We start from the raw sequence: 14,003 nt of genomic DNA on the forward strand, positions 1-14,003 counted from the left end.
AGCGGTAAGGGCGAACAGTGAAGATTCACGTCATTGGATTAGGTATTAATGAGCACGCGCAGCTGCCGCAAGAAGCGCAGGATGTGCTCGCCAAGCTTAGCGACAACGATAAATTGGTGGGCAGTGAGCGTCAGCTATCGATGGTCAAAACCTACGGCACCAAAGCGCAAACTCATGTGCTGCCAAAGCTTAATGACCTAAAACATCATATGGATGAATGGGCGTCACTGGGCGTTGAGCGTGTGGCGATCTTAGCCTCAGGTGATCCGCTTTATTATGGTATTGGTGCTTGGGTACATCGCTCATTTGCCGATCAAGAAGTGCGCTTTTACCCGAATGTGTCGAGCATTCAAGCCGCTTGTCACCGTCTTGGCATTTCCTTGCAAAACGCCCAAGTGTTCAGTGTTCACGGCAGGCCGCTTGCGTCCATTCGTACCCAATTACACCCTTCCAAGACATTGCTGTTATTGACCGATAAAACCAATAATCCACAAGCGATTGCTAAAGAGTGTGTCGAGATGGGGCTGGGTTTAAGTGAGCTGTTTGTCTGTGAGCGTTTAGGTTATGAACACGAGCGTGTGACCCGCTATACCGCGAATAGCTTAGCGCATGTAGAAGACACGTTTGATCCGCTTAACGTAGTGATCGTCAATACCAGTGCTCAGTCAGGGCGTTTACCGTCGACACCAGGTTTCAAAGACGGTCTGTTTGTGACTGACAAAGGTGATGGCCAAGGCATGATTACTAAGCGTGAAGTGCGCTTAGCGGTTTTGTCATATCTCGGTGTTGAAGCCAAAGAAGTGGTCTGGGACATCGGTGCAGGTTGTGGTGGTGTCAGTGTGGAACTGGCTTACTGGAATCCTGAAAGCGAAGTGTATGCTATTGAGCATCATGAAACGCGCCTGTCTTGTCTAGAAGCTAACCGCGAACACTTTGGTGTGGTGAAAAATCTGCACGTTGTCCATGGGCGTGCGCCAGAAGCCTTCGCCAATTTACCGGCACCGAAGCGTGTGTTTATTGGTGGCAGTGATGGCGAAATGGCAGAGTTATTAGACGATGTATGGCAACGCTTGCCACTTGGTGGTGTGTTGTTAGTCAATGCTGTCACCGATGCTACCTTGATGGAAGCCATGACGTTTCTTGCCAAGCGTGACGCGGCACAAGATGCCTATGATGAAAGCTCAACCATTCAGGTTTATCGTAGCGAGCGTTTGGCGGGTAAGCGTATTCGTCGCCCCCATTTGCCTGTGAGTTTATGGCGGTTTGAAAAATGTCTACCAGGAGAGCGTCTATGAGTGGCACATTCTTTGGCGTCGGTGTCGGCCCTGGCGATCCAGAATTAGTGACCTTAAAGGCCATGCGGTTGATCCAGCAGTCGGACGTATTGGCGTATTTGGTGGGCGAGTCAGGTCAATCGCAAGCCAAGCAAATTGCGGTACTAGCGCTAGAAGGGCGTCAAGCACAGCACGCTGATATTGTCATTCCTATGCCCATGTCGACCCGTCGTGAGGCGGCTAACCAAGCCTATGATGAAGGCGCGCAAGCCATCGTAGCAGCGCTTGATAAAGGGCTTAATGTGGCGTTTTTGTGTGAAGGCGATCCATTGTTCTTTGGCTCTTTTACCTACTTAATGGAGCGTCTTGAAGGCTCTTGTGCGATTCAAGTGGTGCCAGGGGTTTCCAGTATCCATGCGGCAGCGGCCGAGCTTCAGCATCCGCTGACGGTCTTAAAAGAATCCTTTTGTGTGGTGAGCGGTCGTCATAAAGAAGAGCAGCTGGTAGAAGCATTGCGTTTACATGATTCGATTGTGATTATGAAAGCAGGGCGTGCTCGTCCGACGATCTTAAAAGCACTCGAGCTAACCGAGCGCATAGAAGACGCTAAGTATGTGGAATACGTGGGCCGTGAAAATCAGTTTGTGGAGAGCGATGTACGTCGGTTAGAAAGTGAGCCTGGTCCATACTTTTCCCTGTTTATCGTCTCACGCAAAGAGCGTGGCACGCGATGATTCGTATTATTGCGTTAACTGATGCAGGGCAAGCGTTAGGAAAGCGTCTGGAAGCGTTACTGTCAGACAGCCAAATGCACTTTAAGCCTAAGCCGTTTGCTGAGACCGTGCAGGCCTTTTTTGGCAATGGTGATTCGTTGATCTTTATCTGCGCCACAGGCATTGTCATGCGTACCTTAGCGCCGGTTATTGAGAGCAAGCTACAAGATCCGCCAGTGCTGGTATTAGACGAACTGGGGCGCTTTGTTATTCCCTTGTTGTCAGGTCATGAAGGTGGTGCTAATCAGTGGGGCAGTGAAGTGGCTGAGGCACTGAATGCAGAGCTGGTGATGACTACAGCCAATGCTTATCTGAATCCTGTCTATACGCTGGGTATGGGGTGTGAGCGTAACTGCCCGTTAGAGTATTTGGAAAGCTTGATGCTTGAAGCCCTAGCGCAAGCGGATTTAAAGCCTGAACAGATTGCAGGGCTGTACAGCATTGATCTCAAAGCCGATGAAACGCACTTGATTGAGTTGGCTGAGAAATATCAATGGCCTTTTATCACTTACGATGCCGAGGCGCTTAAGACCGTAGAGCCTTTATTAAGTACGCGCTCTGAGTATGTGTTTAAAACGGTTGGGGTGTATGGTGTGGCCGAGTCAGCGGCGCTTGTGGGTGTTCAGAATATGACGCAGACGAGCCCAGAACTTTGCTTAAATAAAATCAAAAACCCCAAAGCCACCTGTGCGGTGGCTCGGGCCTATCAGTCCTGAAATTTTAAAGCGCTCTTTTTAAAGAGTTCTCTTTAAAGCAAGGTAAGGTTTTGTGTCGCCGCACTTAGCGTGCTGGCTTGTTTAGCGAAGCAAAAACGAATTAAGCGCATGTCTTCTGGTGGCGTTTGGTAGAACACTGAAATTGGTATTGCTGCAACGCCCGCCGCTTCAATCAACCATAAGGCAAATTCAGTATCTGGCACATCTTTGATGGCGCTGTAATCCATTAATTGGAAGTAAGTACCAGGGGAGGGGGTGAAAGAGAAGCGGCTCTCATTCATGGCTTTGTTAAAGAAGTCACGCTTTTGTTGGTAGAAACTTGGCAGCACTTCATCGTGTTCAGGGTGAGCGTTTAAGAAATCCGCCAGAGCGAGCTGCATCGGTGTACTGGTACTAAAGGTCAGATACTGGTGCACCTTGCGTACTTCTGCCATCAGTGGCGCGGGTGCAACACAGTAGCCGATTTTCCAACCGGTGGTGTGGTAAGTTTTACCAAAAGAAGAGACCACCACGCTGCGCTTCGCGAGTTCTTTGTGGCGCAATACGCTTTGATGCTCCGCCCCTGCAAACACAATGTGCTCGTATACTTCATCGGATAACACCAACAAATCATGCTGATTGGCAATGGCATAAAGTGCGTCTAGATCGTCGGCTGAAAACACTGTGCCGGTCGGATTATGGGGCGAGTTGACGATGATGGCTTTGGTATTGGGGGTAATCGCATTAGCGACCGTTTGCCAGTCAATGGCAAAACTTGGAGGAAGTAGAGCGATATGTACTGGTGTTCCACCATTTAAGCGAATCGCGGGATCGTAGGAGTCGTACGCAGGGTCAAACACAATGACTTCATCGCCAGAGCGAACAAAAGCTGAGATAGTGGCAAACAGAGCTTCGGTGGCGCCAGAGGTTACCGTGATGTCTGTATCTGCATTGGCTTGATAATCGTAGCAGCGCGCTAGCTTATCACCGATTGCTTGGCGTAGTGTGGGCACACCAGTCATCGGAGCGTATTGATTGGCGCCTTGCTGAATATAGTGATCCACTCGATTTAATAGCTCGCTAGGTCCATCAAAATCAGGAAAACCTTGGGATAAATTGATGGCTTGATGCTTGGCAGCCAATTCAGACATCTGCGTGAAAATGGTGGTGCCGGTACTAGGCAATTTACTGTCGAATTGACGCATAAGGCTGAGATTCCTTGTTAAGTGAACAGATAATGATCGCTAATGCTAATGGAACATAAAAAATAGATAAATAGTCGTAATCAACTGCTGATTCTCGCGCCCAGCTTTGTTATAAAGTGCACCGTTCCGACAGAGGAGAAAACAGAACATGTCTGGAGAACATAACGAGACACAAGGTCGTTTGACAACACGTACCGTAGCAATGCCAGGTGATACTAACCCAGCAGGCGATATTTTTGGTGGATGGGTCGTATCTCAAATGGATATTGCCGCGGGAATTTGTGCGGGTCAACGCGCTCAGTCCCGTGTCGTGACCGTTGCCTTAGACGGTATGAGCTTTATTCGCCCAGTGAAAGTGGGTGATATTTTAGGTGTATATACTTTTGTAAAATCTGTAGGACGCACGTCCATGGATATCCACGTTGAGGCGTGGGTGCGTCGCGGACGTATTGGTATTCGCGAAAAAGTGACGGAAGGAATCTTTAAGTTTGTTGCTATTGACGAAAATGGTAAATCAATGCCGATCCCGGCAGAAAAAGATTTGCCAGATTACGTGCATGAAGCAATGAACGAGCTTTAATTACTTTGTATGACAAGCAAAAAAAAGCAGCCAATTGGCTGCTTTTTTTGTGATTAAAACGCTATTAGATGACGGAACCAATGGCGAGCTGCTCATTATCCGAATCAATCATTTTGTTCAGATCGAGTAGGATGACTAGCTCTTCATCTTTTTGGTAGACACCTTGGATAAACATCAAGGCTTCATCGTTGCCGACGCTTGGGCTTTGTTCGATTTCGCCTTGGTATAGGTAGAATACTTCTTTAACAGCATCTACCAACATACCAATTTGCTCACCGTCGTGTTCGATAATGATGATACGCGTGTCATCGGTAATGGTGCATTCAGGCAAGCTGAATCGTACGCGTGTATCGATGACAGTGACTACGTTACCACGTAAGTTCACGATCCCCAGCACATAAGACTGCGCACCAGGCACGGGTGCGATCTCACTGTAACGCAAAACCTCTTTGATCTGCATTACGTTGATGCCGTATGTTTCATCCAATAATTTAAAAGTAAGGTATTGTAGCAATTCGCCTTTCTTACTTTCTGCTGGCAAGTTTCCTGCTTCTTTGATCGTCGCTAATTCAGACATGGCTTACACCCATTATCAATCCGGTGATGTACGCTAACGCGCTGCTAATTTGTCTCTCAAGAATAGACGAAATGCAGCGCATTGGCTTGATAAAATACGTAACAATTAGTTGTCTTGTTGTATGCCTACAACTGTCCAATTGCCCTGAGCATCCGTTAGGCTTTTCTCTAAGTGCCAGATTTCGTTGGTCTCAACGGTTTGGTCGCCTTCCTTAATCCAGCCATTAAAGCGTAGAGAAATGGAAGCGGTTGAACCGATGAATTCACCACGAACTAAATCCACCATTAGAGAGACAACCTCTGTACGAGGTTTGTCAGCGCCGTATTTTGCTCGCTCCTCGCGCAACATAGCACAAACATCTGCGCTAAAGTAATCACTTATTTCAGCAAAGTTGTTGTCATCCCATGCTTTTTGCAGGGTGATGTAGTGATTTTTGGCTTCAGCAACGAACGCTTGTTCGTTAAAGCCAGGTGGTAGTTGCATCTCTGGCTGACCGCCAAAGCCTGCCATGCCAGACATCGGTGATGGTTGTACCTCATCACGGGTAGAGTTTGGCATCTCACGGTACATGCCGTTGCCGCCCGCAGGACGTTGTGCTTGACGCTTTTTGGCAAAGAAGAATTTGTAAATCAAGAAGCCGATCAGGGCGAATAGCAGAATGTCGCCAAAAGCTAGGCCATCAAACGCGCCGCTACCCAGTAGCGCTGCAAATAGACCGCCTGCTAGTAGGCCACCTAACAGACCACCACCTAGACCACCTAAAAAGCCAGACTTCTTCGTAGTACCTGAAGTCGCTGTGGTGCCAGAAGTCGTATTAGATTTGGTTGGGGTTTTGCTGATCGAGTAACTTTTACCGAAGCTTTTGCTGCCACCTAGGCGCTTAGCTTCGGCAGTCGAGGCAAAGCCACCCATACCAATAGCCAGTACAAATGCCACCAGTAGGGCATATACAGATGTTTTCACGTAGTGTCTCCAAATTAGACGAAGTTAACCAAACCCACAGCGTTACGAAGATCGGCGATCATCGCACGTGCGCGTGTGCGGGCTTTTTCGGCGCCGGCTTGTAGCACGGCTTCGATCTCAGCCGGATTGGCCATTAGCTCAAGGTATTTTTCTCGAGGCTCTGCTAGTTGACCATTAATAAGCTCGAAAAGTTCCTTCTTAGCTTCTCCCCAAGCAATGCCGTCGGCAAATTTTTGGCGCATTTCTGCAGTTTGCTCTGCGCTAGCGAAGGCCTTGTAAACATCAAACACAGTTGAATTGTCTGGATCTTTAGGTTCGCCTGGCTCAAGTAGATTGGTCACGATCTTGTTGATGCCTTTTTTGAGTTTCTTCTCAGTATCAAACAGTGGGATCGTATTGTTGTAACTCTTACTCATCTTACGACCATCCAGACCTTTCAAGATGGCGCTGTCATCTTCAGCCACCACAGCTTCTGGCATCACAAAGTGCTCACCAAATAAATGGTTGAAGCGCGAGCCGATGTCACGGGCCATTTCAATGTGTTGGATTTGGTCACGGCCAACCGGCACTTTATTCGCATTGAACGCCAAGATGTCCGCCGCCATCAAAACTGGGTAACAAAATAACCCCATGTTAACGCCATAGTCTGGATCTTGATCGTTGGCAACGTTGTCATCGACGCTGGCTTTGTAGGCGTGCGCGCGGTTCATTAAGCCTTTCGCTGTAACACAGGTCAGCAGCCAGTTAAGCTCAGTGATTTCAGGGATGTCTGATTGACGGTAAAAAGTTGCTTTATCTGTATCAAGGCCACACGCCAGCCATGTCGCAGCGATTTCTAAGCGAGATTGTTTGACACGTTCTGGATCTTGGCATTTGATCAAAGCATGGTAATCAGCCAAAAAGAAAAACGATTCTGTATCCTCGCGACGACTTGCTTCAATAGCAGGGCGGATCGCGCCAACGTAGTTGCCTAGGTGCGGGGTACCTGAGGTCGTAATACCGGTTAAAACAATTTCTTTACCCATTGTCCCTTACTCAATCATATAAAAAGGTGTGTGTACCCTATCATAAAAGCCCAGGTATACGTAGCCTAAAACCGCGTCCAATTTGTTGCCTTTAAGACCTATGATATTAGGCGGTTTTAATACGGCGAAAGGTCAGATTGATGCGTGCTTGAGTGGCTTTTTTTGTGGTCGGGAGTTGGTGTAGCCAATGTTGCTGGGTTTGGCCTTTCATAATCAGCAAACTACCGTGCTCAAGAATCACAGAGCGGGTTTCTTTTGACTGCTTATGCTTAAACGAAAACTTGCGCTCACAACCTAAGCTTAATGAGGCGATAGCCCCCTGCTCAACTAACTCTTTTTCTGCGTCACTGTGCCAAGACATGCCTTCGCTGCCATCGTGATAAAGATTGAGTAAGCAAGAGTTAAAGTATTCACCACTGTGTCGCTCGATCAAGGCTTTAAGCGCTAACAGGCTCGGGGTCCAAGGTTGTGCGGTTTTGGTGGTTTTTGAATAAGTGTATTGGTAGGGCTGATCGGCGTGCCAAGCCACTTTGCGCTTGGTGACGATGTGCTTGCCAAAAATAACCGCCTGATCGGGTTGCCAGTCGATCTCATGGCGCAACGCTTGAAAGTAATGATCGGCTTCAAGAGCATTTAAGATGCTGCCGAAGTAGACCACATCGCCATCATATGGGAGTAGGGCGATAGTGTCGCTTTGTTCGGCAAACAAATCATCAATCATCGGCGGTAGTCTCCTTAAAGTGTCGCGCACTTTCCCAGCCAAGAATGGCTTGCTTGCGCGTGCGGCCCCAGCGGTAGTCACCAAATTGACCTGATTGACGGATCACACGATGACACGGAATTAAATAGGCGATCGGATTATTACCGATAGCGGTGCCTACCGCGCGGGCAGCAGAGGGGTTGGCAATGCTTTGCGCAATCTTGCCATAGGTTGCGACTTGAGCAAATGGAATGTTAAGCAAGGCTTGCCATACATTGAGCTGGAATGGGGTGCCGATGAGGTGCAGTTTAAGCTGTTGCAGATCGCCGTTTGGATTTACTAGTAGTGTTGCGGCAGCCTCTTGATAAGAGGTGATTTGTTGCTTGAGTTGGCTTTGCGGGTAGCGCTGCTGCAGTGCAATTAAGGCACTTTTTGGATCATCGACAAACGCGATATAGCAAATGCCGCGTTCGGTATTGGCGATCAAGCTTAGACCAAACAAGGTCTCGTAAAAATAATATTCTAAAGTCAGGCCGCAGGCGCCTTGTTTGAACTCCCCAGGTGTCATGCACTCTAGTTTGATAAAAAGGTCGTGCAGACGGCTGGTTGAAGATAAGCCTGTATGATCACTTGTGTATTGTAATGAGTGCTGCTTAGACAGTAGCTGTTTGGCATGGTCTAAGGTCAGAAATTGCAAAAACTGTTTTGGGCTAACCCCCGCCCATTCTGTAAAGAGTCTTTGGCAATGAAATGGACTCAGATGAATGGCACTCGCGACATCGTCAAGACGTGGTTGATCATGCGTATGTTGCGCTAAATATTCGATGGCTAGAGCAATGCGTTGGTAATCATGGTCGCGCATAATGAGAGTAGTCTCAAATCAAATGCAAGGACTCATAATAGTAATGAAACTTGGAGTAGTGTCGACCCGAAACTTGCTGGATCTAAATAGAGAAAAGAGAAGAAATGCGCTGGGTAAGAAATTGGTGGAGCTAAGCGGGATCGAACCGCTGACCTCTTGCATGCCATGCAAGCGCTCTCCCAGCTGAGCTATAGCCCCAAATTGGCGGCTATATTATTGGCAAATAATTGTGGCGTCAATAGTTTTTTTATGAACTAAGACAACTAATTAAAACTGCTAAATGAAAGCTGTACACGGATTGAACTTTTATAACTATTGATAGAGTATGTTACAGATAACGTATTAATGCTGTGAGACATGCCAGTAACAAGCAGCAGGGAAGTTTACATATGGAAATACAAGAACAAGCGCTGGACGATCTTATGATGGCGCAACAACCGATTTACGATCGTCAACAACGGTTATTTGGTTATGAGCTGTTGTTTCGCGGAGAGAGTGAGCATTGCGCTGTTTTCGATAATGCTGAAGCAGCCACTAGTCAGGTGTTAGTGAATCTATGCATTGGCATCACCGCGCTTGAACCAGAGCGTCGCCAACCCTTCTTTATTAATATGACCACAGATTTAGTGGTGTCAGACGCGTTTTTCCCGATTTCGCCAGAGACGGTGTACATCGAAATCCTTGAAGATCAGGAAATTACACCAGAATTCATTGCAGCTGTGGAACGATGGCATCGCTTCGGTTTTCGCTTTGTATTGGATGATTACCAATTTAAAGAGACGTACGACCCACTGTTACCTTTTATGTCGATGGTCAAAATTGATGTATTGGCGACGCCACCACGCACCGTTTTGTCAGACATTAAGCGCCTGCAGAGCTATGACTTAGCGTTGGTAGCTGAAAAGGTGGAAGACGAAGCCATGTTTAACGATTGTTTAGGGCTCGGCTTTCAATATTTTCAAGGGTACTACTTACAGCGTCCGCAAATCGTTAAAGGCAAGCGTGTTAAAGCCGATGAACACAGCGCTGTGCGTTTACTAAATGTACTGCAAAAAGACGATGTCGAAATTGAGCGCGTTGCCAGTATCGTTGGGCAAAACCCAACCTTGGCTTATCAAATGCTGCGTTTACTCAATAGCCCCGTGGTGGGCTTGGCACGTCGTGTGGAGTCGATCAAAGAGGCAGTTGTGTATTTGGGGCTGACACAAATACGCCGCTGGGCGACTTTAATTACTTTAAGCGCGGTACCCACACACAATGTTTCGATATTGCGAGTGCTATTGATTCGCGCTCGTTGTTGCGAACTGTTGGCGCAAAAGTCTTCTAATATCTGTTCTGATAAAGCATTTACCGTAGGCTTGATGTCGGGTTTGGACTTGATGCTGGGGATCAATCAGAAAGAGCTTATGGGGCAAATTATGCTTCATGATGATCTCAAGTCAGCCATTTTGGAGCATAAAGGGCCCTTGGGTAAGTTACTATACAGCGCAAAAAGTATCGAAGAAGAGCGCTGGGATCGTATTAGTGTCATGCCCGCTAAAATCCGAGGCACGGTAAATCATGCTTTCTTTGATTCCTTACAGTGGGCCAATAAAATTATTGATACCATAAATTAGTATTTAACCCATTGACAAACCAACTAAAAACAATAGAATACGTCTCACGTTTTCCAAGCCAGTGTGGTGGAATTGGTAGACACGATGGATTCAAAATCCATTGCCTATAAAGCGTGCCGGTTCGAGTCCGGCCACTGGTACCATCTTCTAAAGATGCGAAAAGCCCCGCGGTTACTGACCTCGGGGCTTTTTTTGTGTCTGTCGTTTGTCATCTCATCTATGAGATTCGTTCATGCTGTAGGTGCTTTGTCACCTTGGTCTGTCACGTTCATGGCTAGGTTTGCCTGCGTATTTCGGATACCATGACGCGCCATATTAGGCTGCAATCGGCAAATAGTAGGCGATTGGGTGCATGTGAGTAAAAGCAGGTGGTAGATATGAATGAGCAGGCGCTGCTACGTTACAGTCGACAGTTGTTGCTAAGTAACTTTGACGTCAATGGTCAGTTGTCACTCTCCAATAAGCGGGCAGTGATTGTCGGGGCGGGTGGCTTAGGTAATATTGCTGCCACCTACTTAGTGGGGGCAGGCGTTGGCTCATTAGTTTTGATTGACGATGACTGTGTCGATCTTAGTAATCTACCTCGCCAAGTACTCTATAGCGAAGCTGATATTGATCAGCCAAAAGTGTTAGCAGCGCAAGCACAGTTGCAGGTGCGCAATCCATCCGTTGAGATAATCCCGATACAAGCTCGCCTGAACGCGGAAAACGTTTCCCAATATTTGGCAGACGCCGATGTCATCCTAGATTGTTGCGACAACTTTGATACACGCCGTCTTGTGCACCGTTGGGCGCAACAGCATCAATGCCCTTTAGTGAGTGGCGCCGCCATTCGTTGGGAAGGGCAGTTGGTTACCTTTCGCTATGATCAAACGCTTTCACCTTGCTATGAATGCCTTTATCCCGATCTTTCTGACCAGCAGTTAAGCTGTAATGTCAACGGTATCATTGGTCCTGTGGTTGGCACGATTGGTGTGCAACAAGCACTTGTCGCGCTGAAGCTTCTGAGTGGCACAGGTCAAGTTAAGCACGGTGTGTTGCAATTATTTGATGGCTTAGGTGGTGATTGGCGCAGCATGCGTTTATCACAAGATCCCGACTGCCCAAACTGTCGAGTTGAAAAATCATAGCGAGCCCCTATGTAGGGTATTAATTTTTTTCGGTGTCTATTTGCGCGCGGTTTCTTTATCCTACGCCCATTATGAAGCCGTATTACACCTCGGCGAGGATAACTAATTTAAGGAGCATTCCAAGATGAGCGATGTTAAACACGCTAAATTAATGATTCTAGGTTCTGGCCCTGCTGGTTACACAGCAGCGGTTTACGCAGCGCGTGCCAACCTAAGCCCAGTAATGGTTACCGGTATGCAGATGGGTGGTCAGCTGACCACGACCACTGAAGTGGACAACTGGCCTGGCGATGTTAATGGCGTACAAGGCCCTGAGCTGATGGAGCGTATGCGTCAACACGCAGAGCGTTTCGAAACTGAGATTGTATTCGATCACGTTAATAAAGTAGACCTGCAGAATCGTCCTTTCCGTCTAGAAGGTGATAGTGGTGTATACACCTGTGATGCCTTGATCATTGCGACCGGTGCGAGCGCGCAATACTTGGGTATGGAAAGCGAGCAAAAATACATGGGCCAAGGCGTGTCTGCCTGTGCGACGTGTGATGGTTTCTTTTACCGTGGCCAAGATGTTGCGGTCATCGGTGGTGGTAACACTGCAGTAGAAGAAGCTCTGTACCTGTCTAACATTGCTAAATCTGTAACCGTGATCCACCGTCGTGATAAGTTCCGTTCAGAAAAAATCTTGTCGGACAAATTGCTAGAAAAAGCAGCAAACGGCAACGTAAACATCGAGTGGCACAGCGAGCTTGATGAAGTGCTAGGTGATGATGGCGGCGTAACTGGCGTACGCATCAAAAACAACCAAACTGGCGAGTTCAAAGAGCTGGCGGTAGCGGGTCTATTTGTAGCGATTGGTCACAAGCCAAATACGGATATGTTTGTTGGTCAGTTGGATATGAATGATGGCTACATCAAGGTGCAAACAGGCCTTCACGGTAATGCGACGCAAACCAGCATCGAAGGTGTTTACGCTGCAGGTGATGTAAGTGATCACATCTACCGTCAAGCCATTACATCTGCCGGTACTGGCTGTATGGCTGCATTGGACGCAGAGCGCTTCCTTGATGGCCTTGTAGATGGCGTTGAGAAGTAAGCTTGTTAGTCAAATAGCATAAAAAAAGCCGATCCACTGGATCGGCTTTTTTGTGTTTGTCGTAATCGATTGATTACTGAGCGTTGTAAGCTTCTACGCCTTCAACTAGGGCTTTGCGTGCTTCATCAGCATTCGCCCAGCCTTCAACTTTTACCCACTTACCTTTTTCAAGCTTCTTGTAGTTTTCGAAGAAGTGCTCGATTTGGTCGCGTAGTAGTTGTGGAATGTCGTTCACGTCTTGGATGTGACCGTATTCTTTGCTTAGCTTCTCGTGTGGTACAGCGACAAGTTTAGCGTCCATACCAGCTTCGTCAGACATGTTTAGTACGCCAACTGGGCGGCAACGAATCACAGAGCCAGGAACCACTGGGTATGGCGTGATGACTAGAACGTCAACTGGGTCGCCGTCGTCTGCTAGAGTATTGTTTACGTAACCGTAGTTAGCTGGGTAGAACATAGGCGCAGTCATGAAACGGTCTACGATTAGCGCGTCCATGTCTTTGTCTACTTCGTATTTAACTGGGTTTGCCTCAGCAGGGATTTCGATGATTACGTTAATATCGTTTGGCACATCGCGGCCAGCAGGAATATCTTTGAAGCTCATGTTGTCGTTTCCACTTGTGTTAAGGAATGGCGCCAATTATAGAAGCTCAACCACACGGATGCTAGTCATCCAAAAGTTTCATGAGAAATAATCGCAATAGATTGCTTAAAAAACCGTGAAATTTGGCTGTTTTAAGCGTTAAGTTATTGCTTTCTTTCTAAATTTAGCTAGTCTTAAACAAGTGATCAAAATATAGTCGAGAGGACAGTGATGACCAAATCTGAGCTGATTGAAACACTGATAGACCAGCAGTCACATCTTCCTGTAAAAGATGTCGAGCTTGCCGTGAAGGCGATGTTGGAGCATATGTCGGAGGCGCTAGCGAATGGCGAGCGTATCGAAATTCGCGGCTTCGGAAGCTTCTCGCTACATTATCGCGCCCCTCGAATTGGTCGTAACCCGAAAACTGGTGAGTCAGTTGAGCTGGGTTCTAAGTATGTGCCGCATTTCAAACCAGGCAAAGAGCTACGTGAGTTAGTTAACTCTGTCGCAGATGGAACAGAGTAACGCTGTTTTTTTTATCGAAATTTTCGCTGTTCAACGGCATAATGAGCTAAACAGCATCGCATGTAGGTCTTTCTATGCTTAAGTGGATTAAACGAGCAGCACTGTTCTGTGTGTTAGCTCTATTTTTGTTTATTGGTATTTTCTTCGCGATTCGCAATGGTCAGGTCATGACCTTGGACTTGGTGCTTTGGCAGGGTCCTGAGTTAAGTATTGCCCTGTATATGATTCTTTCGTTTGCCGTGGGTGCCGTGCTAACGCTGATCGCTTCTAGTTTACTATTGTTACGCAGCGATCGCTGTGTTCGTAAACAACGCAAGCAGCTAGAGCGCCAACAAAGCGAGATTGATAACCTGCGCAAAGCGTCGTTATCAACTGAGTTAGCGGAGCGGGAGTAGTCCC

General features: G+C 47.4%; 16 protein-coding genes and 2 tRNA genes. 10 read left to right on the forward strand and 8 right to left on the reverse strand.

The annotated features are described in order from the left end of the window. Positions 1-17 precede the first annotated feature (17 nt). Genes cbiE through JQX58_RS11585 form a run of 3 tightly spaced genes read left to right on the forward strand, consistent with a single transcriptional unit; the run spans position 18 to position 2,763 of the window. Positions 18-1,295, forward strand: coding sequence for a precorrin-6y C5,15-methyltransferase (decarboxylating) subunit CbiE (gene cbiE, locus JQX58_RS15535; RefSeq protein ID WP_204147024.1), 1,278 nt, complete (start codon positions 18-20; stop codon positions 1,293-1,295). Next, positions 1,292-2,008, forward strand: coding sequence for a precorrin-2 C(20)-methyltransferase (gene cobI / locus JQX58_RS11580; protein ID WP_239090329.1), 717 nt, complete (start codon positions 1,292-1,294; stop codon positions 2,006-2,008). The genes cbiE and cobI overlap by 4 nt, the downstream gene beginning before the upstream one ends. Beyond that, a complete protein-coding gene (locus JQX58_RS11585; RefSeq protein ID WP_204147026.1) occupies positions 2,005-2,763 on the forward strand; it encodes a cobalt-precorrin 5A hydrolase in 759 nt (252 codons plus the stop codon). Before cobI ends, JQX58_RS11585 begins: the two co-directional genes overlap by 4 nt. Before the next feature lie 32 nt (positions 2,764-2,795). On the opposite strand, the gene JQX58_RS11590 is transcribed toward JQX58_RS11585, so the two are convergent. Then, complete coding sequence (locus JQX58_RS11590; RefSeq protein ID WP_204147027.1) at positions 2,796-3,947, reverse strand: pyridoxal phosphate-dependent aminotransferase; 1,152 nt, start codon at positions 3,945-3,947, stop codon at positions 2,796-2,798. Positions 3,948-4,095: 148 nt separating this feature from the next. On the opposite strand from JQX58_RS11590, the gene JQX58_RS11595 reads away from it, so the two are divergent. Continuing rightward, entirely contained in the window at positions 4,096-4,527 is a 432-nt protein-coding gene (locus tag JQX58_RS11595) for an acyl-CoA thioesterase (RefSeq protein WP_204147028.1), read from the forward strand. Between the two features lie 64 nt (positions 4,528-4,591). Here the strand turns inward: JQX58_RS11595 and JQX58_RS11600 are convergent, their stop codons facing one another. The 6 genes from JQX58_RS11600 to JQX58_RS11625 all read right to left on the reverse strand — a co-directional run bounded on the left by JQX58_RS11600 (position 4,592) and on the right by JQX58_RS11625 (position 8,852). Continuing rightward, on the reverse strand, positions 4,592-5,104 hold the full coding sequence (locus JQX58_RS11600; protein WP_204147029.1) for a chemotaxis protein CheW: 513 nt from the start codon (positions 5,102-5,104) through the stop codon (positions 4,592-4,594). Positions 5,105-5,209: 105 nt separating this feature from the next. Beyond that, a complete protein-coding gene (locus JQX58_RS11605) occupies positions 5,210-6,067 on the reverse strand; it encodes a TIM44-like domain-containing protein (RefSeq protein WP_204147030.1) in 858 nt (285 codons plus the stop codon). 14 nt (positions 6,068-6,081) lie between these two features. Then, on the reverse strand, positions 6,082-7,092 hold the full coding sequence (locus JQX58_RS11610; protein ID WP_204147031.1) for a tryptophan--tRNA ligase: 1,011 nt from the start codon (positions 7,090-7,092) through the stop codon (positions 6,082-6,084). 106 nt (positions 7,093-7,198) lie between these two features. Continuing rightward, the gene (locus tag JQX58_RS11615; protein WP_204147032.1) at positions 7,199-7,813 is read right to left on the reverse strand and encodes an alpha-ketoglutarate-dependent dioxygenase AlkB family protein; all 615 of its coding nucleotides are present in this window, start codon (positions 7,811-7,813) and stop codon (positions 7,199-7,201) included. Then, the gene (locus tag JQX58_RS11620) at positions 7,806-8,654 is read right to left on the reverse strand and encodes a methylated-DNA--[protein]-cysteine S-methyltransferase (protein ID WP_204147033.1); all 849 of its coding nucleotides are present in this window, start codon (positions 8,652-8,654) and stop codon (positions 7,806-7,808) included. The genes JQX58_RS11615 and JQX58_RS11620 overlap by 8 nt, the downstream gene beginning before the upstream one ends. Positions 8,655-8,776: 122 nt before the next feature. Beyond that, positions 8,777-8,852 (reverse strand) — tRNA-Ala (locus JQX58_RS11625). 191 nt (positions 8,853-9,043) lie between these two features. Here JQX58_RS11625 and JQX58_RS11630 point away from each other — a divergent pair. From JQX58_RS11630 to trxB, 4 genes are all read left to right on the forward strand, one after another. Beyond that, on the forward strand, positions 9,044-10,270 hold the full coding sequence (locus JQX58_RS11630; RefSeq protein ID WP_204147034.1) for an EAL and HDOD domain-containing protein: 1,227 nt from the start codon (positions 9,044-9,046) through the stop codon (positions 10,268-10,270). Positions 10,271-10,327: 57 nt separating this feature from the next. Next, a tRNA-Leu gene (locus JQX58_RS11635) sits at positions 10,328-10,413 on the forward strand. Between the two features lie 234 nt (positions 10,414-10,647). Then, positions 10,648-11,400 (forward strand): HesA/MoeB/ThiF family protein, encoded by a 753-nt coding sequence (locus JQX58_RS11640; RefSeq protein WP_204147035.1) that lies wholly within the window; start codon positions 10,648-10,650, stop codon positions 11,398-11,400. A gap of 124 nt (positions 11,401-11,524) precedes the next feature. Then, positions 11,525-12,493, forward strand: coding sequence for a thioredoxin-disulfide reductase (gene trxB, locus JQX58_RS11645; protein WP_204147036.1), 969 nt, complete (start codon positions 11,525-11,527; stop codon positions 12,491-12,493). 73 nt (positions 12,494-12,566) lie between these two features. Here trxB and ppa read toward each other — a convergent pair whose 3' ends face one another. After that, entirely contained in the window at positions 12,567-13,097 is a 531-nt protein-coding gene (ppa, locus tag JQX58_RS11650) for an inorganic diphosphatase (RefSeq protein WP_204147037.1), read from the reverse strand. Positions 13,098-13,304: 207 nt separating this feature from the next. On the opposite strand from ppa, the gene ihfB reads away from it, so the two are divergent. Next, the gene (ihfB, locus tag JQX58_RS11655; protein ID WP_476703437.1) at positions 13,305-13,604 is read left to right on the forward strand and encodes an integration host factor subunit beta; all 300 of its coding nucleotides are present in this window, start codon (positions 13,305-13,307) and stop codon (positions 13,602-13,604) included. A 74-nt stretch (positions 13,605-13,678) separates the two neighbouring features. Beyond that, positions 13,679-13,999, forward strand: a complete 321-nt coding sequence (locus JQX58_RS11660) for a LapA family protein (protein WP_204147039.1) — start codon at positions 13,679-13,681, stop codon at positions 13,997-13,999. Positions 14,000-14,003: the final 4 nt, after the last annotated feature.

The organism is Marinomonas ostreistagni, assembly GCF_016888445.1.
Classification (GTDB): Bacteria; Pseudomonadota; Gammaproteobacteria; order Pseudomonadales; family Marinomonadaceae; genus Marinomonas; species Marinomonas ostreistagni.

Coding starts and splice junctions, on each gene's coding strand:
- JQX58_RS11615 (WP_204147032.1), bottom strand. CDS start 7,813: ATGATTGATGATTTGTTTGCCGAACAAAGCGACACTATCGCCCTACTC.
- JQX58_RS11610 (WP_204147031.1), bottom strand. CDS start 7,092: ATGGGTAAAGAAATTGTTTTAACCGGTATTACGACCTCAGGTACCCCG.
- JQX58_RS11660 (WP_204147039.1), top strand. CDS start 13,679: ATGCTTAAGTGGATTAAACGAGCAGCACTGTTCTGTGTGTTAGCTCTA.
- ppa (WP_204147037.1), bottom strand. CDS start 13,097: ATGAGCTTCAAAGATATTCCTGCTGGCCGCGATGTGCCAAACGATATT.
- JQX58_RS11640 (WP_204147035.1), top strand. CDS start 10,648: ATGAATGAGCAGGCGCTGCTACGTTACAGTCGACAGTTGTTGCTAAGT.
- JQX58_RS11590 (WP_204147027.1), bottom strand. CDS start 3,947: ATGCGTCAATTCGACAGTAAATTGCCTAGTACCGGCACCACCATTTTC.
- cobI (WP_239090329.1), top strand. CDS start 1,292: ATGAGTGGCACATTCTTTGGCGTCGGTGTCGGCCCTGGCGATCCAGAA.
- JQX58_RS11600 (WP_204147029.1), bottom strand. CDS start 5,104: ATGTCTGAATTAGCGACGATCAAAGAAGCAGGAAACTTGCCAGCAGAA.
- trxB (WP_204147036.1), top strand. CDS start 11,525: ATGAGCGATGTTAAACACGCTAAATTAATGATTCTAGGTTCTGGCCCT.
- JQX58_RS11585 (WP_204147026.1), top strand. CDS start 2,005: ATGATTCGTATTATTGCGTTAACTGATGCAGGGCAAGCGTTAGGAAAG.
- JQX58_RS11595 (WP_204147028.1), top strand. CDS start 4,096: ATGTCTGGAGAACATAACGAGACACAAGGTCGTTTGACAACACGTACC.
- JQX58_RS11630 (WP_204147034.1), top strand. CDS start 9,044: ATGGAAATACAAGAACAAGCGCTGGACGATCTTATGATGGCGCAACAA.
- JQX58_RS11620 (WP_204147033.1), bottom strand. CDS start 8,654: ATGCGCGACCATGATTACCAACGCATTGCTCTAGCCATCGAATATTTA.